The following is a 19494-nucleotide window of genomic DNA, read 5'->3' as shown; positions in this document are numbered from 1 at the left end:
GCCGACCAGATGACGAACCGTTCCCTCTCCATCCTGGTGGTCGAAGACCACCCGACGATCGCCGCCCAGGTGGTGGGATTCCTCGATGGCTTGCAATGGCAAACCGACCATGCCGCCACCGGGGCGCTGGCCATCGAACTGGCCACGCGCGAACCCTACGACGTGGTGCTGCTCGACCTGAACCTGCCCGACATCGACGGCCTCGACGTATGCCGTGCGATCAAGGCGCGGGCGCCGCGCAACGTGCCGGTGCTGATGCTGACCGCCCGCGACGCATTCGAGGACAAGGCGCGCGGCTTCCACGGCGGCGCCGACGATTACGTGACCAAACCCTTTGACCTGCGCGAGCTGGCGCTGCGCTGCGAGGCGCTGGCGCGGCGCGGGCAGCTGCACGTGGAGCAGCAATTGCGCGTCGGCCCGCTCACGCTGCTGCCGAGGGAACGGCGCGCCTTCTGCAACGGCGTGCCGGTGACGCTGACGCAGGCCGGGTTCAAGATCCTGCTCATGCTGTGCACCGCCTGGCCACGGGCCGTGTCACGCTCGGCGCTGACGCACGAACTGTGGGGCGCCGACCCACCCGACAGCGATGCGCTCAAGTCGCACGTCTACGCGTTGCGCCGGCAGCTGGAGCGGGCCGGCGCGCCGGACCTCGTCGCGACCGTCCCGCAGCTCGGCTACCGGCTGCGGCCCGATGCGGCGACCGATGAGTAAGTCGATCCGGCACGGCCTGTTCGCCGTGCTTGCCGGCTTCACGGTGCTGATCTGTTTCTGCTACACGGGGCTGGCGCTGGTCATCGCCTACGTGACCGAGGACATGCTGGTCGACCGGCTGCTGGAGCGCGAAGCGGCCGCCATCGCGGCGCACTACCGCGCGCATGGCGAAGTGAAGGCGCCTGGCCTCGACCTCGTGCGCGTGTACCGCGGCATCGACACGCTGCCCGCCATCGTGCGCGAGCAGGCCGCCACCCGGCCGCGTGGTGAGATATTCACCGACACCGGCCAGCACTACCACCTGCGCACGCTCGACCTCGATGGCCGGCAGCGCATCTACCTGCTGGCCGATGCCGGCCCGCTGCTGGTCGTGTCGAAGCTGATCCAGGACGTCGGCGGCGTGGTGATCTTCGTTGCGCTGTCGCTGGTCGCGCTGGCGCTGTTGTTGGCGTGGTTGCTGGCCAGGTGGCTCGTCGCCCCCTTGCTGGTGCTGGCGCGCGAGGTGCGCAGCGCCGCGCCGGATGGCGAAATCCGCTTCAGCGCCCGCGAACGGCCGGACGAAATCGGCTACCTGGCGGACAGGCTCGGCACCACCCTCGCCGACCTGCATGCCGCGCTGCGCCGCGAGCATGCGTTCACGCGCGACGTGAGCCACGAATTGCGCACGCCGCTGACGGTGATGAACAACGTGCTGGGCCAGGCCGGCGACCGCTCCCTCGAGCGCGGCGAGGTGGCGCAGTTGCAGGCGGGCCTGGACGAAATCCGTGCCACCATCGACGTGCTGTTCGCCCTGGCGCGCGCCGAGCACATCGCGGCCGAACCGTTCGACTTGCGCGGCTGTATCGAAGACAGCCTGCTGCGGCTGGCGGAGCGGGGCTGGAACGACGACCGCCTGCGCCTCGACCTGCCCGACCGGCTGGCAGTGACCGGCAACCGCCACCTGGCCAGGCTCCTCATCGATAACTGCCTGGCCAATGCCGCGTTCCATGGCGCGCCCGGCCTGCGCGTTTGCTTCGCGAACGGAGTGCTGGAGATCGTCAACGCGGTCGACCCCGCCCGCAACGCCACGGTGCAGGGCTTCCTGCACGGCCAGAACCTGCTGGCACGCATCGCCACCGCGACAGGCTGGCAAATCGGCTTTCACGCCGGCCCCTCCACCTACCGGGTCGAAATTTTCCCCCAATGACACTAGGGACTGTCCCCGAATTTTTACAACAAACCGTACGGCGTTCTGCGCTGTGGATGAATTCCCGACACTCCTGGCGTTCAGCCGGCAGGGCGCCGTACGTTATTCGATCTGTTGCAAAAAATCGGGGACAGTCCCCACCGGACTTTTTGGCGCCAATACAACAGTAGTGCGGGCAGTGCGTGCGAAGGGGCCGCCGGATTTCACCGGCATTTCACCGGCCGCTGCCTATGCTGGGAGCCCGTCCACTCAAAACAGTGCCCGCACCATGAAGATCCTGACCACCCTCGTCATCCTCGCGTTGTCCATGCCCGCATTCGCGCAAGTGAAGTCGCTCATCCACAAGGAAGAGAAGCGCCGCTACCTCGTCTACACGCCGCCTTCCTACGCCAGCCAGCCCGGCAAATCCTTCCCTCTCGTGCTCAACTTCCACGGCGGGGGCATGACGATGGCCGAGCAGATGCTGTACACGCAGATGAACCGCGCGGCCGACCGGCACGGCTTCATCGTCGTCTACCCGGCCGGCATCAAGCAGGACTGGAACGTGGGCTTCGGCATGTCCTACCTGGAGGGCACCGACGATATCGGTTTCACCACCGCCTTGCTCGAGAAGCTGAAGCAGGATTACCGGGTCGACGGCGCGCGCGTCTATGCCACCGGGCTGTCGCGCGGCGGCTTCTTCGCGCTGCGCATCGCGGCGGAACTGCCGCACCTGTTCGCCGCCGTGGCGCCGGTGGGCGCGCCGATGCCTGAACCCGTCGTGCAGCATCATGCGAAGCCCGGCAAGGTCGGCGTGCTGCTCCTGCACGGTACGGCGGACCAGGTGGTGGCCTATGACGGCAAGGGAACCGGCTACCTGTCGGCGCAGGCGACCTATGACTACTGGGTGAAAACCAACGGGATCGACGCCGCGGCCAGCCGCCGCGCCATCGATACCGACACGGGCGACGGCACCGACGTGAGCTGGGTGGAAGCGGGCAACGGGCAGCAAAGCGTGGCGCTGGCCACGATCCGCGAAGGCGGCCATACCTGGCCCGGCGCCGATCCGTTCAATGTCGGGCTGCCGATCGGGAAGACCACGCGCGATATCGATGCGAATGAAGTGATCTGGCAGTTCTTTGCGAAACACCGCCGCCAGGCGGCCGTCAGAACTTCACTTTCAGGTTTGCCTTGAGTCCGCCGGAGTTGACCAGGCTGCCCCAGTTACCCGATTGCCCAACGGTATTGTGCTGAACGTCGAGCGTGGCCTTGTCGGTGACCTTGTATTGCGCACCCACGCCGAGGAAGGCACCCGTGTCGACCTCCTTCTTCGGCGCCGGCTTTTCTTCACCGAACTCGGTCTGCAGGGCCACGGCATTGCGGTTGGGCGTCATCACGCTGTGCGCGACTCCCACCTTGCCGTAAGCAAGCCACTTGTCGGTCAGCGGCAGCGTGTAATTGACGGCAAAGTAGCTGCTGAAGTTGTTGAAGTCCAGTGCCTTCGCCGCTTCTTCGGATTCGAAGGCGTCGATGCGGTGGAAGCCCCGGTTCAGCAGGCGCATATAGCCTCCCTCGATCGCCAGGTTCGGTGTCAGCTGCCAGCCGCCCACCAGCTTGGGATCGCGCTTGAACAGCCCCTTGAACAGTTTGTCGTTGGGGTGGGCGGCCTCGTTGCCGCCGAACGTGCGGGGATACGGCTGGAACGCCTTGTCGAACGATTCCTGCATGGTGGAGCGCTTCGGCGTCGAGTACAGCTTCGATGCCTGCGCTTCCTGCGATGGCTGCTCCACGACCTGGGCGTGCGCGAAAGCGGTGCACAGGATTGCTGCTGCAAAGGCGAAGCGCTGCGGGTTCATCGTTCCTCCATGTAGTGAATGCCGGTCGGGCGCTATCCTGTCATGGACTTATTGTAATGACAAGCGCGGTAACAAGTCATCACAAAGTGCACATCATGCACGCCACGCCGGCCGTAAGAGATGCCCGGCAAAGGCGCCAGCACCTCTACCCTGGCTGGCCGGGCGCGCGCCGACGGCGTGACGAAATACAGTCCGCCCATCGCCCATCCGGGAAGGCTGGCCACCAGCCGGCCGTCGCGCAGATAGTCGGCGGCGATGAATCCGGCAGCTCGCAGATGCGCGAGGCATTCTGTCCTTGATCCCCCTACGATGCCGCCTTCAGCCAATCGCGTCCCTTCTCGTCCAGTGCCGCATCGATGACATCCGGCGGCAGGCTGTACACGGTGGCCCAGGTGGCGCGGCCGTCGGCGGCGTTGGAAGGGAAGCTCGTCGTTTCGATCGGCCAGTGGTATTTGCGCTTCAGGGCGCGCACGATGGCGGCGAGGGTGACCCGGCCACGCAGCGGTTCGGCGCCGGCCTGGTCGGTGTTGGACAGCAGCACGGCGAGCACGGCGCCACGGGCGGTGCGGGGGCCTGGAAAGATCGGGGTTTTACGGGGCATGGCGTCATTGTAGTGCGGTGGATGGCGGCGCGGCGGCACGGCTGTATACTCCGCCGCATGGATATCAATCAAATCATCGCCCACCGCCTGCGCGAGCTGCGCGGCGCTCGCGCCATGACCCTGGCGGTGCTGGCGGAACAGAGCGGCGTGAGCCGCTCGAACATCTCGCTGATCGAACGTGGCGAGAGCAGCGCGACCGCCACGGTGCTCGACAAGCTGGCCGCCGCCCTCGGCGTGCCGGTCGCTTCGCTGTTCGAAAAGCCGGCCGATGTCTCGTCGCCCATCGCGCGTGCCGGCGAGCAGCCGGTGTGGACCGATCCCGCCTCCGGCTATGTGCGCCGCACCTTGTCGCCCACCGTGCCGTCGTCGATCCAGCTGGTCGAGATCACGTTTCCGGCCGGCTCCCGGGTCGCCTATGAAACGTCGTCGCACGACATCGACCGGCAACTGTGGATGATCGAAGGCCAGATGGAAATCACGGTCGGCGCCAGCCGCTGGGAACTGGTCGCCGGCGACTGCCTCCTCATGCGCCTCGACGAACCGAGCACCTACCACAACCCCGGCACCACTGCTGCCCGTTACCTGATCGCCCAGGTCATGCAGGCACCCATCGTTCCAAGGGCCATCGTCGAACGTTGATCCGCCCGCGGATGGCCGACAAGGCTCGTCCTGCGCCCGTGCCCGTGCCCGTGCCCGCGCCCGCGCCCGCGCCCGCGTGAAGCATGGCGTGTCGCGCACCGCGGCGCATCCGCTTTTCCTGCGCACCACTGCTCCTGTTGAAAAAACGCTACAAAAATCCAGTATACAAGAACGATCTGTCCGGTATACTGGATTTCAAGGATGGCCGCCGCAAGGTGCCCGGTCCGATGGCAGCGCATTGCCTCACGGGAGAGAAAAATGAACGAACACGTCATGGCGCCCCTGCCGGGCGCAGCGGAACCGTTGGAAAAGAGTGAACCACCGGCCCAGCCGCCGGCGCGCGAGACAGGCGAAGAAGCGAACGTTGACAGTGCCGCAGCGCCGGAGCGCCGCACGGTTCCAGGCGAGACGGCGAAGATGTTCTACTGGCTTGCCATGCGCTGACCGGAAGCCCGGCAATGCTCAGCCATTCGGCGGGAACCAGGCCAGCCACCACGGCATCTTCCCGCCGGACCGGTAGGCGCCGCCGTCGTAGCGCAGCGTGTATCGCTCAACCTTCGGCTCAACCTTCGGCTCAACCTTCGGCTCAACCTTCGGCTCGACCTTCGGCTCGACCTTGGGCTCGGTACGTGAGCCCTCGTTCGCTTCCCGGCTGATGCGCGCACTCACGATCAAGTCCGCGAAGCCGTGGGAGCTCGTCTTCGCCAGGCCCACGGAAAGCTTTGCTTCGTCGTAGACCAGTTCCTGCGCGGCGTTGCCGAAGCAGCCCTTGCGGGCCTCGGCGCGCGTCATGGCAAGGCCTTCGAGGACGGGCCGCAGCGTGTGGCCTTCGCGAATGAAGAGCGTCAGCTCGTCGCCCCAGCTGCCGTCGGCACAGCTGGCGCCGCGCGCATCGCTGTTGAAGCGCACGCCAAAAGCCCGCACGGTTCCCGAGAGCTGGTAGGGCGCGGTATCGATGGCCAGGCTGCGCTCGCCGAACGCCACTGCCGCATCCTCGGTGACCGCGCTTTCGTGGCTGGCGACGACTTGCCCGGTCTTCGCGTCCACCATCGCCACCACCAGCAGCTTTTCGTCCTCGCCTGCCGTGCCGAATGCGAAGGCCGACAGCAGCTTGTCGCGATCGTGCGGCCACGATCTGCAGGTGGACGAAGCAACCACGGCACCGCCTTTCAGCGCAATGCCGGCGCTCTTCGCGACGGCGGCGGTGACGTTGGCCGGGCAGGCATCGCTTGCCGCGGCATGGGCTGCCGGCGCCACCGACAGGCAGCCGATCAACAGGGCGGTGGTAGGGGAAAGAGCGGATTTCATGAGTATGGCAGACGGTTCAGCCGCACTGATTCCCGGCGAAAAAGAGGTACCAGTACAGCGCCGTTTCCCGTTGCGGCAACAGCAAGGTGCTGTACAGGTGGCGATCATGCCCGCCGAGCTGGAAACCGTACCGTGCGTACAAGCGGCAGGCCGGAACGTTGTTCGACTGCGTTTCCAGCCGCATGCCGGGAAGGCCCCGGGCCGCCGCCCAGGCCCGCGCGGTATCCAGCAGTTGCACACCCAGCCCGCGACGGCGCATGCCGCAGTCCACGGCCAGGTCGTCGACCTGGCAGAAATGGTTCCACGCGTGCGAGACGATGACATAGCCGCATACCCTTCCCGCGTCACGCGCCGCGAACAGGAACTGGCCGTCCGCCGGTTCCAGCTCGCCGTCGCTGTCGTAGGCCTTGCGGTATGGCGCGACCTGCACCACGTTGACGATATCGTTGCCGTCGAATGGCGGCACGGCTTCCTCGCTCACGTCGAACGAGAAATCGCAAGTTGCCAGCTCGCGTGCCGTGAGCCGTGCTTCCTGTGCGATGTGGAAGCCGTGCGGGCCGCCGCTGCCCACGGTCACGCCGTCTGCGGATCCGCCACCGGCATCCCCTCATCCTTCCAGCGCAGCATGCCGCCCGCCAGGTTCGCCACCTGCCCGAACCCTGCCTTGGCCAGCAGCACGCAAGCCTGCGCCGAGCGCACGCCGGAGCGGCACACCGCCACCACGGGTTTTTCCTTGTCCAGCTCCTGCAAGTGGTCCTTCAGCTGCGACAGCGGCAGCAGCCGCGCGCCGGGCAGGTGGCCCAGCTGGTCGATGAATTCGGGCGCTTCGCGCACGTCCACGATCTGCGCCTGCGCGCCATGCTCGAGCAGCGCCATCGGCTCGATCTCCCACACGCCGGAAAAGCGCAGCGTGAGCGGCGCCCAGCCGGGCGTCTCGTCCGGCACCTGGCCCCCTTCCGGCTGGCCGCAGCGCAGGTTGGCGGGAACGGCCACCGCGATCATCTTCGGATGCGGCAGGTTCAGGTTGTTCATATGGCCGGTGAAATCGCCCACGTCCACCTCACCACCCAGCCGCGGATTGAAACGGCGTTCCTCGGCCACGCTGGTGACGGTAATGCCGCGGTAATCGTGCGCCGGGTACAGCAGGCAATCGCCGGGCAGCGACAGGATCTGCTCGCGCACGGACGCGAACAACTGCTGCGGGCTGCCCTGCTGGAAGTCGGTGCGGCCGCAACCGCGGATCAGCAGGCTGTCGCCCGTGAAGGCCATGCTTTCGTCATCGAGCACGTAGGTCAGGCAGCCGTTCGTGTGGCCCGGTGTCGCCCGCACGGTGAGATGGCGGCTGCCGAAGCCGATGCGGTCGCCATGCCGCAATGGGCGGTCCACCAGCTCGGCGCCTGCCGCCTCGGCCAGGGCAATGCGGCTGCCGCAGCGCTGCCGCAGGCGCCATGCGCCCGTCACGTGGTCGGCATGCACGTGCGTGTCGAGCGTGGCCAGCAGCTCCAGGCCGAGTTCCTGCAGCAGCGCGAGGTCGCGCGGCACCTGTTCGTAGACGGGATCGATCAGCAGCGCTTCGCCGCCGTCGGCGAGCAGGTACGTGTAAGTCGATGAAGTGGGATCGAATAACTGGCGGAAGATCATGGTGGCTCCGTTCGAACGGCCGGCCTCGTGAGCCGGGCGCTGGGGGTGAGGATCCGTCATTCTAGCAAGCGGGCATCACGCCGGTCGCGCCATCTCGCCGTGCATCGTTGCCGGTACGGGAACCGCGCGCCACCGGCCGCTCCACGCCGCCGTACAGGTGAGCAGCGAATTGACGCAGCGCCAGGAGCATCGGCCGCCAGCGCATGCGTACAAGGAATGGCGCGATGTCGTGTGCGCCGCGCCGGGGAGGCTTGCTCCTTATGTGACAGGAACGCAACGCATGCTGCGGTGCGCATTGCGGCCGGAAAGTGGAAACGTTACCATCTAGCGTCATTCATCTTGCATGCGCCCGCCACCACGGCAATGAAGGAACGGCGACCCCGATGGCGAGATGCGCGACGGCATGCCGCCATGGCGAATGGAAGGCGATCACCTGCGCCGTCCAGCGCGCACTGGCACGGCAGTTTCACCACAGCAGCAACAACCAGGAAATGTATTCGGATTGACAACGCAAACAGCCGGCCCTACCATCTTCCAAGCGGAAATGGAAACGTTTCCATATTCTGGGCAAAAACCATAAGAACACAGGAGACCACATGCAATACCCCAAGACCAAAGTGAAACTGATCGCCCTCGCGGTATCCGGCGCGTGCGCCGCCGCGGCCCTGCCGGCGCTCGCGCAGGAGGTGGCGCAGGGGCCGGCGCAAGCCCAGGGCGCCGACCCGTCTTCGTCGCAGCCGATCCAGGCGGTGGTGGTGACGGGCATTCGCGCATCGATGCAATCGTCGCTGAACCTGAAGCGCAATTCCGATGGTATCGTCGACGGCATCGTGGCCGAGGACATCGGCAAGTTCCCCGATACGAACCTGGCCGAATCGCTGCAGCGCATCTCCGGTGTCTCCATCGACCGTTCGATCGGCGAAGGTTCGAAAGTCACCGTGCGCGGCGTGGGGCCCGACTTCAACATGGTGCTGCTCAATGGCCGCCAGATGCCGACCTCGAACCTGGGCGACCTGAATGGCCGCGCATTCGACTTCGCCAACCTTGCTTCGGAAGCCGTGTCGCAGATCCAGGTCTACAAGACCAGCCGCGCGGAGACGCCCACCGGCGGCATCGGTGCCACGCTGAACGTGATGACTGCGCGCCCGCTCGACCGCCCAGGCCTGCAGGCCGGCGTGGGGATCAAGGGCGTGTACGACAAGTCGTCGTCCAACCTGCCTGGCGACGTGAAGTCCGGCGACCGCGTCACGCCCGAGATTTCGGGCATCTACAGCAACACGTGGAACGACAATATGTTCGGCGTGGCGATTACCGGCAGCTACCAGGAGCGCAACCTGGGCTACAACACGGCATCCGTCTCCAGCGGCTGGAAGGGCCCGTACCCGGGCAGTTCGACCGTCTGGGGCACGATCCCGCAGCCGGGCGCGCCGGGCTCGGAGAACATCACGAACCGCCCCGGCCCGAACGATGTCTACTCGGTGCCCCAGAACCTGAACTACGCCTTCTCCGGCGTGCAGCGCGAGCGCACCAACGGCCAGCTCACGTTCCAGTTCGCCCCCCGCAAGGACATCACCACCACGCTTGACTACACGTACTCGCAGAACAAGATCCACACGCGGCGGCAAGACCTGTCGGCCTGGTTCAGCTTCGGTGCCTCCGCTTCGAACTGGACGAACGGCCCCGCCGCCGCGCCACTCGTCTACACGGAATTCCTGCCCGATGCCAGCAGCGACATCGCCATGGGCGGCGCCGACTTCGCCACCGTGAGCGAAAACAATTCCCTGGGCTTCAACGCCCTGTGGAAGGTGAACAGCGGCCTGCGCTTCGAATTCGACATCCACCACTCCACCGCCGAATCGCAGGCCGACAGCCCGTGGGGTTCGGACAACGTGCTGGGTACCGCGTCGTTCAGCCGCGGCGACACCACGGCCGACTTCACGCAGGATTTCCCCGTACTGTCGATCAGGGGTGCCGACTTCAACCGCGCGCGGCAGCAAGTCACCGGCTCGGCGTTCCGCAACGGCTACATGAAGGGGGAAATCGACCAGGCGCAATTGAAGGGCCGCCTGAAGCTGATGGAAAATTCGCAGCTGAACTTCGGTCTCTCGGCCACGGAAGTCAACAATCGCTCCGCGTTCTCCACGATGCAGCGGGACACCTGGACCGGCGCCACCAGCCCGGCCGATTACCCGAGCAGCGTGTGGCATCCGGAAACCGTGCGCGGCTACTTCGACAAGATCGACGGCTCGGGCAACCCGAACCTGTTCAACAACTTCCATACCTTCGACTTCGGGGAAGTACGCGACCTGGCCATCAAGGCATCCGGCCGGCCTGACCTGTACACGGTCAAGCCCACCTGGGATACCGACCAGCGCACGCGGGAAAAGTCGAAGGCGCTGTACCTGCAACTGAACACCGACTGGGACACGGCCCTGCCGATCCACACCGCGATCGGCCTGCGCTACGAGAAGACCGACGTGGTATCGACGGCGCTGGTGCAGACCGCCACCGGCATCGAGTGGATATCGCAGAACGAATTCACGGTGACGAAAGGCCCCCAGGACTTCACCACGCTGACCGGCAAATACCACCACCTGCTGCCGAGCATCGACAGCGATATCGAGCTGCGCCCGGACATGAAGCTGCGCGTCTCCTACGGGGAAACCATCGGCCGGCCGCGCTACGACCAGATCCAGGGCGGAACGGTGCTCGACAACCTGGCGCGCCTGGACGGCGGCACCGGCACCGCGGGCAACCCGGCGCTCAAGCCGGTAAAGTCGAAGAACCTCGACCTGTCCTACGAGTGGTATTACGGCAAGCAGAACTTCTTCGCGCTCGGCTTCTTCAAGAAGAACCTGGAAAACTACGCGGGCCAGTCGAAGATCGATGCCACCCCGTTCAACCTGCACACGCCGGTGGGCGGCGCGCTGTGGAACGAGGCCATTGCCAGCGGCTGCACGACGGCGAACACGACCTGCATCCGCAACTACATCTTCCGCAACCGTCCGACCGCGCCGGGCGTCACGCGCGGGCCGGACGACGGCGCCGGCAACCCCACCGGCACCATCGTCGGCCAGCCGGGCGATCCGGTCGCCAATTTCAGGATCACCACCTTCTCGAACCAGAAGAAGGCCGACCTGAAGGGACTGGAAGTGAACGTGCAGCACATGTTCGGCAATACCGGTTTCGGCATCTCGGCCAACTACACGTATGTCGACTCGGGCCTGGGCTTCGACAATGCCGGCATCGGCGAGCAGTTCGCGCTGGTGGGCCTGTCCGATTCGGCGAACCTCGTCGGCATCTACGAGGATGCAAAGTGGACGATCCGCGCGGCCTACAACTGGCGCGACAAGTTCCTGAACTCCACGTTCGACGCCGCCGGCCCGAACCCGAAGTACACCGAAGACTATGGCCAGTTCGACCTGTCGATCGGCTATGCCATCACGCCGCAGCTGTCGCTGCAGTTCGAAGGCATCAACCTGACCAATGAAACGACGCGCCAGCACGGCCGTCACGAGCGCATGCTGGTCGAAGCCCAGCAGTCCGGCCCGCGCTATATGTTGGGTCTGCGCTACAAGTTTTGACGATCGTTTTCATACTATGAGGGGGGAGTGGCTCCAGCGCCCGCGGAGCCACTCCGATTTTTCTTTTCAGGGTTAGTTTTTCGGTTAGACTAATTGCCTGATTTGCACTCAGGAACCATCTCAGGAAACCTATGTCCCAGCCTGTCCAGCATGTGGTCATCGTCGGCGGCGGATCGGCCGGCTGGCTGACGGCCGGCGTCATCGCGGCCGACCACCCGGCGCTCCAGGTTACGCTGGTCGAGTCGCCGGACGTGCCGCCGATCGGCGTGGGCGAAGGGACCTGGCCGTCCATGCGCGACACGCTGCACCGGATCGGCGTTTCCGAGTCGGCCTTCTTCCGCGAATGCGATGCCTCGTTCAAGCAGGGCTCCCGCTTCAACGGCTGGCGCGCGGGGGGCGGGGCCGAGGATTACTACTTCCACCCGTTCGTGCTGCCGCAGGGGTTCGGCGAGGCCGACCTGGTGGCGCGCTGGCAGCGCGATTTTGCGAACGTGCCGTTTGCCGACCTGGTGAGCTTCCAGCCGCACCTGTGCGTGCACGGCCGGGCGCCGAAGCAGCCGGCCACGCCGGAATTCGCGGCGGTGGCCAACTACGGCTACCACCTCGACGCGGGCAAGTTCGGCATCTTCCTGCGCAAGCACTGCCTGGAAATGCTGGGTGTGCGGCATGTGCCAGACCACGTCACGGCGGTGCACAGCCATGAGAACGGCGATGTCGCTTCCTTGCGGACAAAGGCGCACGGCGACCTGGAGGGCGACCTGTTCATCGATTGCACCGGCATGCAATCGCTGCTGCTGGGGGGCCACTACGGCGTGCCGCTGCTGCACCGCAAGGACGTACTGTTCAACGACAGCGCGCTGGCCGTGCAGGTGCCGTACGAACATGCGGACAGTCCAATCGCCTCGCAGACCACGTCCACCGCGCAGCGCGCCGGCTGGATCTGGGATATCGGCCTGCCGACCCGGCGCGGCATCGGCCACGTGTACTCCAGCGCGCATACGAGCGACGAACAGGCCGAGGCCGACCTGCGCGCCTATGTGGCGACTGTTGGAAATAAGGAGATGCCGGCGCCGCGCAAGCTGACGTTCCAGCCCGGCTACCGCGAGGAATTCTGGCACCGCAATGTGGTGGCGATCGGCCTTTCCGCCGGCTTCATCGAGCCGCTGGAGGCTTCCGCGCTGGCGCTGGTGGAAATGTCCGCGGCGATGGTGAGCGACGACCTGCCCGCCACCCGCGCGGCCATGGATATCGTGGCGCGCCGCTTCAACGATGCGTTCACGTATCGCTGGGAGCGCGTGATCGAATTCCTGAAGCTGCACTACGTATTGAGTACGCGTGCGGACTCCGGGTATTGGCACGACAACCGCCGTGCCGACACGATTCCTCCCCGGTTGCGGGAGTTGCTGACGCTGTGGCGGCACCGGCCGCCCTCGCGCCTGGACTTCAACCGCATCGAGGAGGTGTTCCCGTCCGCCAGCTGGCAGTATGTGCTGTACGGGATGGGTTTTGCACCCGACCGCGAACGCATCACGCGGCGCGATTCCGATGGCAACAGCGCCGACGGCTACTTCCGCGAAGCCGCCGAGCTCACGCGCAAGATGCTGCGCGGCCTGCCGTCGAACCGCGAATTGATCGACCATATCCGCCTTCACGGGCTGCAGAAAATCTAGAACAGACGAGACACCCATGCCGAACCACGTTTTACTGAACAACGTCCAGCACAAGGACCTGAAGATCATCACCCGCCACGGCGCCGGTTTCGGCGACGAAGTGATGTACGTTGCCACCTTCCCCGCCGAATTCCGCACGCTGCAGGCGCACTACCCGATCGTGTTCCGCAAGGCGGAAGATGGCCGCGGCTTCGAACCCATCGTGCTGTTCGGCTTTCAATCGGGCGAAAACCTGTTCCTGAAGGCCGATGGCTGGGATGCGACGGAAATCCCCCTGATGATCGAGCGCCAGCCCTTCCTGATCGGCCGCAACGGCGAGGAGATGCTGGTGCACGTGGATCTCGAGAGCCCACGCGTCTCCCGTACGGAGGGCGAGGCGGTGTTCCTGCCGCACGGCGGCATCACCGACTACCTGGACCGCATCAACTCGATCCTGTTTACGATCCACGAAGGCTTGCAGAGCAATGTGGGCTTCATCGACGCGCTGTTGAAGCACGAGCTGCTCGAATCGTTCGTGTTCGACATCGAGCTGGAGGACGGCTCGCAGAACCGCCTGGGCGGCTTCTACACCATCCACGAGGAGCGCCTGGCCGCGCTGGCGCCGGAAGCCATCGCGGCGCTGCACAAGGCGGGCTATCTGCAGGCGATCTACATGGCGCTGGCTTCGTTGTCGCAGTTCCGCGGATTGATTGACAGAAAAAACGGGAAGAACCGGAAGCATGCTGCCGGTCGCTGAACTGCGTGGCTTGACGCCGCGCGACCTGAACGCGCGCATCCTCACGTCCACGCAGCCGCTGCTGCTGCGCTCCCTTGTGTCGCACTGGCCGATGGTGCAGGCCGCGCTGCAATCGCAGCAGGCCGCGTCGGCCTACCTGATGCGCTTCTACCAGGGTGCGCCGGTGCTGGCGATGCTGGGCGCGCCCGACATCAAGGGCCGCTTCTTCTACAACGACGATATCTCCGGTTTCAACTACCGCCCCGTGCACGCGCCGCTGGGCGGCGTGCTGGCCGAGCTGGAGTCGCACCGCGACGACGTGGAGCCGCCCGCCATCTACGTGGGCTCCACCACGATCGACACGTGCCTGCCCGGCTTTCGCAGCGAGAACGACGTGGACCTGGGCGAGCGCGACCCGCTCGCCTCGATCTGGATCGGCAATCGCACGCGCATCTCGGCGCACTACGACGCACCGGACAACCTGGCCTGCGTGACGGCGGGCCGGCGCCGCTTCACGCTGTTCCCGCCGGAGCAGCTGGCCAACCTGTACGTTGGGCCGCTGGATTTCACGCCGGCGGGGCAGGCCATCAGCCTGGTGGATTTCCAGGCCCCCGATTTCGAGCGCTATCCGAAGTTCCGCGAGGCGCTCGCGCATGCGCAGGTGGCCGAGATGGAGCCGGGCGACGCGCTGTTCATCCCCAGCATGTGGTGGCATCACGTCGAGGCGCTCGATCCCTTCAACGTGCTGGTCAACTACTGGTGGCGGCAAACGCCGCACTACATGGACACGCCGACCAACGCGCTGATGTACGCGATCATGACCATCCGCGACCTGCCGCCCGAGCAGCGCAAGGCGTGGGAAGGGTTGTTCCGGCATTACGTGTTCGAGCAGGACGCGAATACGTCCGCTCATATCCCGCCTGCCGCGCGGCGGATGCTGGCGCCCATGACGGAAGACATGGCGCGCGCCCTGCGCGCCCAGCTGCTCAAGCGGATGAACCGCTGAACGAAGAATGCAAGGAGACAAGATGGAACAACAACGCTTGACGAAGCCGGTGCGCCGCGTGGTGATCGCGGGCGGCGGCACGGCCGGGTGGATGGTGGCCGCGGGCCTGTCCAAATCGCTGGGCAGGCTGCTCGACATCAAGCTGATCGAGTCCGACGAGATCGGCACGGTCGGCGTCGGCGAAGCCACGATTCCCACGCTGATGAATTTCCACCACCTCATGGAAATCAACGAGCAGGAATTCATGGCCGAGACGATGGCCACGTTCAAGCTGGGCATCAGCTTCGAGAACTGGCGCAACGTGAACGAGGATTACATCCACTCGTTCGGCAGCACCGGCACCGACCACTGGACGGCGGGCTTCCAGCACTTCTGGCACAAGGGCCGCGAGCGCGGCCTCGCCGGCGACTATGGCGACTACTGCCTGGAGCTGAAGGCGGGGCGGAAGAACCGCTTCGCGCACCTGCCGAACAACGGCATGAACTACGCCTACCACATGGATGCGGGCCGCTACGCCAGATTCCTGCGCCGCTTCTCGGAGCGATACGGCGTACAGCGCGTGGAGGGCAAGATCGCCGAGGTGCGCAAGAACCTGATCACGGGCGACATCATCGCCCTGCGGCTCGATTCCGGCGTGGAGCTGGAGGGCGACCTGTTCATCGATTGCACGGGCTTCCGCGCCCTCCTGATCGGGCAGACGATGGGTGTGGAATACGAGGACTGGTCGCACTGGCTGTTCAACGACAGCGCGGTGGCCTTGCAGACAACGTCGGTGCGCGATGCCGTGCCGTACACCCGCTCGATCGCCCGCGACGCCGGCTGGCAGTGGCAGATCCCGCTGCAGCATCGCGTGGGCAATGGACTGGTGTACTCGAGCCGCTACACCGACGATGAAACGGCGCTGCGCACGCTGACGGCGGCCGTCGACGGCGAACCGTTGATGACGCCGCGGGTGATCCGCTTCACGCCGGGCCAGCGCAAGCAGACCTGGAAGAACAATTGCATCGCCATCGGCCTGGCCAGCGGCTTCCTGGAGCCGATCGAATCGACCAGCATCCACCTGATCCAGCGCGGCATCATCCGCTTGATGCAGATGTTCCCGCAGGACGGCATCAGCCAGGCCGACATCGACGAATACAACCGGCAGGCCGACTACGAGATCGCCCACATCCGCGATTTCATCATCCTGCACTACACCGTAACGAACCGCCGCGACACGCCGTACTGGCGCGACGCCGCCACGATGAAGCTGCCGCCCTCGCTGCAGCACCGCATCGACCTGTTCCGCGACACGGGCCGCGTGTTCCGCGTCTCCAACGAGCTGTTCGCCGAAAACTCGTGGATCCAGGTGATGCTGGGCCAGGGCATCATCCCCGCTTCCCACCACCCCAGCGCCGACCTGATGGGCGACGAGGAACTGAACCACTTCCTCGGCAGCATCAGCAGCGCCATCGACCGCACCGTGGCCCAGCTGCCGTCGCACCAGAAATACGTGGAACAATACTGCTCCGGCACGGGGTGGTAAATCTACAACAGGGGACAGTCCCCGGTGTTGCGAAAATTCGGGGACAGTCCCCGTTGTTGTTTCGCGACGCGCGTGGCGATGGTGCTGGGGAAATGTTGCAATGTGACAAAGAGTGAGTTTTCGAACGGGAGCGATGCGCTATAACAGCGTTTTCGACCGCGGAGCCCATCTTGCGACTTGCCCCTGCCTTTGGCGCCCTGCTGGCGCTGTCCGCCACTCTCGCCAATGCCCAGGAATACCGGATGAAGGAGGAGGAGCCGCGTACCGGCACACTGCTCAAGCGCGAGAACGCGCGCCTCAGCCTGCCGCCTGACAAGACCTACGCCGAGCTGTCCGAGTCCGACAAGGCGCGCCTGCGCGGCATGTACGAGGGCATGGGCCCCGATGACGAGCCGCCGTATCCCGCACGGGGCTACCGCAGCCTGCTGCGCGCCATGTCGCAAGTGCAGGAAAGGCTGCACGTAACCGGCAATGTCGACATGGGCGTGATCGTCGGCGCCGATGGCCGGGCCAGCGAGGTAAAGGTCTATGGCTCGTCCGACCCGCAGCTCACGACCGTCATTGCCAATGTGCTGGTGCTGGAAAAGTACAAGCCGGCGCTGTGCCACGGCAAGCCGTGCTCGCAGGAATTCCCCTTCCGCATGCAGTTCACGCTACGGCACTAGGCGGCGCAACGTGCGTCTCCCCAGTTCTGATCGCTTGACAAACAGGCTGCCCCTACTTACATTACCAATAGGTTAAATAACCTTTTGGTTTACAGCATGGACGAGCAGTCATCCCACACCGAGCAACTGAGCCTCACGTTCGCGGCGCTTTCCGACCCGACCCGCCGGGCGATCCTGGCGCGGCTGGCCCGGGGCGAGGCTACCGTGTCCGAACTGGCGGCGCCCTTTGCGATGACGCAGCCGGCGATCACCAAGCATCTCAAGGTGCTCGAACGCGCGGGCCTGATTTCGCGCGGGCGCCATGCGCAGTGGCGCCCGTGCCGCCTCGAAGCGGCACCGCTGCGCGAAGCCGGCGGCTGGATCGCCCAGTACCGCCAGTTGTGGGAAGACCGCCTCGACCGACTCGACGATTACCTGGCCGGACTGCAAACAGAGGAGAACGAGCATGGCAAACGCTGACGAAGTTGGACTCACCATCCGCCGCGTGTTCGACGCGCCGCGCGAACTGGTCTTCACCACGATGACCGATCCCGACCACCTGCGTCACTGGTGGGGGCCAAAGGAATGCACGATCACGGTGGCACGCGCCGAGGCGAGGCCCGGCGGCGCTTTCCACTACTGCATGCACCCGCGCGAAGGCATGCCCGGCATGGAGGTGTGGGGCCGCTTCGACTTCCACGAGATCGCCCGTCCGCACCGCTTCGTATTCGTCAACGGTTTCGCGGACGAGCAGGGCAACCGTATCCGCTATCCCCTGCTGCCCGTCTGGCCGCTGGAAGTGCTGAACACCGTCACCCTGGAAGAAGACAATGGCAAGACGATCTTCACGCTGCACTCCGTGCCGGTGAATGCCAGCGATGCCGAGTGCGCGGCGTTCCGCGCCGGCCACGAATCGATGCAGCAGGGCTTCGGCGGCATGTACGACCTCTACGAGCAGTACCTGGCCACCGCCAATACCGCGGATCGCGAGATCGTCATCACGCGTACCCTGCGGGCGCCGCGCGAGCGTGTGTTCGATGCGTTCACCGATCCGCGGCAGATCAGCGTGTGGTGGGGACCGAACGGCTACTCGGTGGCGACGGCATCGATGGACGCGCGTGCCGGCGGCAGCTGGCGTTTCGAGATGACGGGGCCGGACGGCACACTCTGGCCGAACCTGGTCGAGTACCAGGAGGTGACGCGCCCCGAGCGACTGGTGTACCACCACGGCAGCGGCAGCGAGGGTGACCCGGGCTTCGACGTGCGCATCACCTTCGAGGAGGCCGGCGATGCCGAGACGCTGCTGACGATGCGCACGATCTTCGCGAGCCCGGAAGCGCTGGCGGCGGTGAAGAAATTCGGTGCCGAGGAGCTGGGCCGGCAGACTATCGGCAAGCTGGCCGAGTACCTCGAGCACGCGGCGTAGGCATCAGTCGCCGCGCCGGGCCGCGTTCTCGTTTTCGATACGCTCGCGATGCCCGCCATCGACACCCGTCGTGCCGGGCATCGGGCGGTGCACCGCGCCGGAGGTGGCGGGCGCCGGCGGCGCCGTCTCGAACTGGTAGTGATGGGCGACGTTGGCGGAAACGCGCTCCGCCAGATCTGGCGTCAGCCGCGAACCGAGATAGGCGGCCTTTGCCTTCCACCCCACCGCCAGCTCTTCCTGCGGGTGCACGGACACCCACACGATCGCATCGATCACCTTCTGCGGCTCGTCCATCAGCGGCATGCGCGGCGTGCCGCCCGAGTAGTTGGCCGCATGGCTGAAGAACGGTGTGTCGGTGGCCCACGGCAGCACGGTCGCCACCGAAATGTTGTCCGCGCCCGTCAGCCGCAATTCCTCGTTCAGCGAGCGCCCCAGCGACAGCGTGGCGGCCTTGGTCGCCGAATACGTGGCATGGAAGGCCTGCGGGATCACGCTTTCCACGGAACCGATATTGACCAGCGTGCCCGCACCCTGCTTGCGGAACTGTTGCACCGCCACGTGACTGCCGTAGATCAGGCCTTTCAAATTGACGTCGACGATGCGCGCATGATCTTCCAGCGGCACGGTATCGAACACGCCGATGGCGCCCACGGCCGCGTTGTTGATCCACACGTCCACCCGGCCGAAGCGCGCCACCGCCGCGTCGAGCAGGTGCCGCACCTCTTCCTGCCGCGACACGTCGGTCGGCACCACCAGCGCCGTGCCGCCACGTGCGCGCGCCTCGGCGGCCACCGCGTCCAGGGCGTCCGCGCGGCGTGCCGCCAGCACCACGTTGGCGCGCATGGCCGCCAGTTCGAGCGCCACGCCCTTGCCGAAGCCGCTGGAGGCCCCGGTGATCACATAGGTCTTGCCGGCCACCGCACTGCGTTCGTCGGCGGACAGCACGGTCGCGCAGCCGGCCAGCTGCGCGATGAACAACAGCACGATCAGGCACCGCATGCTT

Annotated in this window: 19 protein-coding genes and 1 pseudogene; 13 read left to right on the top strand and 7 right to left on the bottom strand. The window is 65.8% G+C overall.

Annotation, left to right across the window (positions count from 1 at the left end; genetic code table 11):
- The first annotated feature begins 9 nt into the window (after positions 1–9).
- From V6Z91_RS07775 to V6Z91_RS07765, 3 genes are all read left to right on the top strand, one after another.
- Positions 10–711 (top strand): response regulator transcription factor, encoded by a 702-nt coding sequence (locus V6Z91_RS07775; RefSeq protein WP_338768794.1) that lies wholly within the window; start codon positions 10–12, stop codon positions 709–711.
- Positions 704–1897, top strand: a complete 1194-nt coding sequence (locus tag V6Z91_RS07770; RefSeq protein ID WP_338768791.1) for a hypothetical protein — start codon at positions 704–706, stop codon at positions 1895–1897. The genes V6Z91_RS07775 and V6Z91_RS07770 overlap by 8 nt, the downstream gene beginning before the upstream one ends.
- A gap of 268 nt (positions 1898–2165) precedes the next feature.
- Positions 2166–3071 (top strand): PHB depolymerase family esterase, encoded by a 906-nt coding sequence (locus V6Z91_RS07765; RefSeq protein WP_338768788.1) that lies wholly within the window; start codon positions 2166–2168, stop codon positions 3069–3071.
- Here V6Z91_RS07765 and V6Z91_RS07760 read toward each other — a convergent pair.
- The 3 genes and pseudogenes from V6Z91_RS07760 to V6Z91_RS07750 all read right to left on the bottom strand — a co-directional run bounded on the left by V6Z91_RS07760 (position 3043) and on the right by V6Z91_RS07750 (position 4333).
- Entirely contained in the window at positions 3043–3732 is a 690-nt protein-coding gene (locus V6Z91_RS07760) for an outer membrane beta-barrel protein (RefSeq protein WP_338768786.1), read from the bottom strand. The two genes, V6Z91_RS07765 and V6Z91_RS07760, sit on opposite strands and share 29 nt — an antisense overlap.
- A gap of 93 nt (positions 3733–3825) precedes the next feature.
- A pseudogene (locus V6Z91_RS07755) lies at positions 3826–3992 on the bottom strand (LysR family transcriptional regulator); the annotation flags it as partial.
- 44 nt (positions 3993–4036) lie between these two features.
- On the bottom strand, positions 4037–4333 hold the full coding sequence (locus tag V6Z91_RS07750) for a hypothetical protein (protein ID WP_338768783.1): 297 nt from the start codon (positions 4331–4333) through the stop codon (positions 4037–4039).
- A 57-nt stretch (positions 4334–4390) separates the two neighbouring features.
- Here V6Z91_RS07750 and V6Z91_RS07745 point away from each other — a divergent pair, with 57 nt between their 5' ends.
- Positions 4391–4972, top strand: a complete 582-nt coding sequence (locus V6Z91_RS07745) for an XRE family transcriptional regulator (protein WP_338768780.1) — start codon at positions 4391–4393, stop codon at positions 4970–4972.
- Positions 4973–5230: 258 nt separating this feature from the next.
- The gene (locus V6Z91_RS07740) at positions 5231–5416 is read left to right on the top strand and encodes a hypothetical protein (RefSeq protein WP_338768778.1); all 186 of its coding nucleotides are present in this window, start codon (positions 5231–5233) and stop codon (positions 5414–5416) included.
- A gap of 18 nt (positions 5417–5434) precedes the next feature.
- On the opposite strand, the gene V6Z91_RS07735 is transcribed toward V6Z91_RS07740, so the two are convergent.
- From V6Z91_RS07735 to V6Z91_RS07725, 3 genes are read right to left on the bottom strand one after another with little or no spacing between them, the layout of a single operon-like run.
- Positions 5435–6280, bottom strand: coding sequence for a multidrug ABC transporter ATPase (locus tag V6Z91_RS07735; protein ID WP_338768775.1), 846 nt, complete (start codon positions 6278–6280; stop codon positions 5435–5437).
- Between the two features lie 16 nt (positions 6281–6296).
- The gene (locus V6Z91_RS07730; RefSeq protein WP_338768772.1) at positions 6297–6857 is read right to left on the bottom strand and encodes a GNAT family N-acetyltransferase; all 561 of its coding nucleotides are present in this window, start codon (positions 6855–6857) and stop codon (positions 6297–6299) included.
- Positions 6854–7921, bottom strand: a complete 1068-nt coding sequence (locus V6Z91_RS07725) for an MBL fold metallo-hydrolase (protein ID WP_338768769.1) — start codon at positions 7919–7921, stop codon at positions 6854–6856. Before V6Z91_RS07725 ends, V6Z91_RS07730 begins: the two co-directional genes overlap by 4 nt.
- 596 nt (positions 7922–8517) lie before the next feature.
- Here V6Z91_RS07725 and V6Z91_RS07720 point away from each other — a divergent pair.
- From V6Z91_RS07720 to V6Z91_RS07685, 8 genes are all read left to right on the top strand, one after another.
- On the top strand, positions 8518–11505 hold the full coding sequence (locus V6Z91_RS07720; protein ID WP_338768766.1) for a TonB-dependent receptor: 2988 nt from the start codon (positions 8518–8520) through the stop codon (positions 11503–11505).
- A 131-nt stretch (positions 11506–11636) separates the two neighbouring features.
- Positions 11637–13175 (top strand): tryptophan halogenase family protein, encoded by a 1539-nt coding sequence (locus V6Z91_RS07715; protein WP_338768763.1) that lies wholly within the window; start codon positions 11637–11639, stop codon positions 13173–13175.
- Positions 13176–13191: 16 nt separating this feature from the next.
- Positions 13192–13911, top strand: a complete 720-nt coding sequence (locus tag V6Z91_RS07710) for a SapC family protein (protein ID WP_338768761.1) — start codon at positions 13192–13194, stop codon at positions 13909–13911.
- On the top strand, positions 13895–14896 hold the full coding sequence (locus tag V6Z91_RS07705) for a cupin-like domain-containing protein (RefSeq protein ID WP_338768759.1): 1002 nt from the start codon (positions 13895–13897) through the stop codon (positions 14894–14896). Before V6Z91_RS07710 ends, V6Z91_RS07705 begins: the two co-directional genes overlap by 17 nt.
- Before the next feature lie 22 nt (positions 14897–14918).
- The gene (locus V6Z91_RS07700) at positions 14919–16421 is read left to right on the top strand and encodes a tryptophan halogenase family protein (RefSeq protein WP_338768756.1); all 1503 of its coding nucleotides are present in this window, start codon (positions 14919–14921) and stop codon (positions 16419–16421) included.
- Positions 16422–16591: 170 nt separating this feature from the next.
- On the top strand, positions 16592–17086 hold the full coding sequence (locus V6Z91_RS07695; protein ID WP_338768753.1) for a hypothetical protein: 495 nt from the start codon (positions 16592–16594) through the stop codon (positions 17084–17086).
- Between the two features lie 96 nt (positions 17087–17182).
- Complete coding sequence (locus tag V6Z91_RS07690) at positions 17183–17545, top strand: metalloregulator ArsR/SmtB family transcription factor (RefSeq protein ID WP_338768750.1); 363 nt, start codon at positions 17183–17185, stop codon at positions 17543–17545.
- Positions 17532–18491 carry an SRPBCC domain-containing protein gene (locus tag V6Z91_RS07685; protein WP_338768747.1) on the top strand — a complete coding sequence of 320 codons (960 nt, stop codon included), beginning with the start codon at positions 17532–17534 and terminating at the stop codon, positions 18489–18491. The genes V6Z91_RS07690 and V6Z91_RS07685 overlap by 14 nt, the downstream gene beginning before the upstream one ends.
- 3 nt (positions 18492–18494) lie before the next feature.
- Here the strand turns inward: V6Z91_RS07685 and V6Z91_RS07680 are convergent, their stop codons facing one another.
- Positions 18495–19490 carry an SDR family NAD(P)-dependent oxidoreductase gene (locus tag V6Z91_RS07680; protein WP_338768744.1) on the bottom strand — a complete coding sequence of 332 codons (996 nt, stop codon included), beginning with the start codon at positions 19488–19490 and terminating at the stop codon, positions 18495–18497.
- Positions 19491–19494: the final 4 nt, after the last annotated feature.

This window comes from Massilia sp. METH4 (assembly GCF_037094685.1).
GTDB lineage: Bacteria > Pseudomonadota > Gammaproteobacteria > Burkholderiales > Burkholderiaceae_D > Rugamonas.
The sequence above is the reverse complement of the archived record's forward strand: the minus strand, read 5'-3'. Positions and strand labels throughout refer to the sequence as shown.

What these genes read in the sequence shown, in the direction of transcription:
- V6Z91_RS07775 (WP_338768794.1), top strand. Translation starts at nt 10, where the DNA reads ATGACGAACCGTTCCCTCTCCATCCTGGTGGTCGAAGACCACCCGACG.
- V6Z91_RS07770 (WP_338768791.1), top strand. Translation starts at nt 704, where the DNA reads ATGAGTAAGTCGATCCGGCACGGCCTGTTCGCCGTGCTTGCCGGCTTC.
- V6Z91_RS07765 (WP_338768788.1), top strand. Translation starts at nt 2,166, where the DNA reads ATGAAGATCCTGACCACCCTCGTCATCCTCGCGTTGTCCATGCCCGCA.
- V6Z91_RS07760 (WP_338768786.1), bottom strand. Translation starts at nt 3,732, where the DNA reads ATGAACCCGCAGCGCTTCGCCTTTGCAGCAGCAATCCTGTGCACCGCT.
- V6Z91_RS07750 (WP_338768783.1), bottom strand. Translation starts at nt 4,333, where the DNA reads ATGCCCCGTAAAACCCCGATCTTTCCAGGCCCCCGCACCGCCCGTGGC.
- V6Z91_RS07745 (WP_338768780.1), top strand. Translation starts at nt 4,391, where the DNA reads ATGGATATCAATCAAATCATCGCCCACCGCCTGCGCGAGCTGCGCGGC.
- V6Z91_RS07740 (WP_338768778.1), top strand. Translation starts at nt 5,231, where the DNA reads ATGAACGAACACGTCATGGCGCCCCTGCCGGGCGCAGCGGAACCGTTG.
- V6Z91_RS07735 (WP_338768775.1), bottom strand. Translation starts at nt 6,280, where the DNA reads ATGAAATCCGCTCTTTCCCCTACCACCGCCCTGTTGATCGGCTGCCTG.
- V6Z91_RS07725 (WP_338768769.1), bottom strand. Translation starts at nt 7,921, where the DNA reads ATGATCTTCCGCCAGTTATTCGATCCCACTTCATCGACTTACACGTAC.
- V6Z91_RS07720 (WP_338768766.1), top strand. Translation starts at nt 8,518, where the DNA reads ATGCAATACCCCAAGACCAAAGTGAAACTGATCGCCCTCGCGGTATCC.
- V6Z91_RS07715 (WP_338768763.1), top strand. Translation starts at nt 11,637, where the DNA reads ATGTCCCAGCCTGTCCAGCATGTGGTCATCGTCGGCGGCGGATCGGCC.
- V6Z91_RS07710 (WP_338768761.1), top strand. Translation starts at nt 13,192, where the DNA reads ATGCCGAACCACGTTTTACTGAACAACGTCCAGCACAAGGACCTGAAG.
- V6Z91_RS07705 (WP_338768759.1), top strand. Translation starts at nt 13,895, where the DNA reads ATGCTGCCGGTCGCTGAACTGCGTGGCTTGACGCCGCGCGACCTGAAC.
- V6Z91_RS07700 (WP_338768756.1), top strand. Translation starts at nt 14,919, where the DNA reads ATGGAACAACAACGCTTGACGAAGCCGGTGCGCCGCGTGGTGATCGCG.
- V6Z91_RS07690 (WP_338768750.1), top strand. Translation starts at nt 17,183, where the DNA reads ATGGACGAGCAGTCATCCCACACCGAGCAACTGAGCCTCACGTTCGCG.
- V6Z91_RS07685 (WP_338768747.1), top strand. Translation starts at nt 17,532, where the DNA reads ATGGCAAACGCTGACGAAGTTGGACTCACCATCCGCCGCGTGTTCGAC.
- V6Z91_RS07680 (WP_338768744.1), bottom strand. Translation starts at nt 19,490, where the DNA reads ATGCGGTGCCTGATCGTGCTGTTGTTCATCGCGCAGCTGGCCGGCTGC.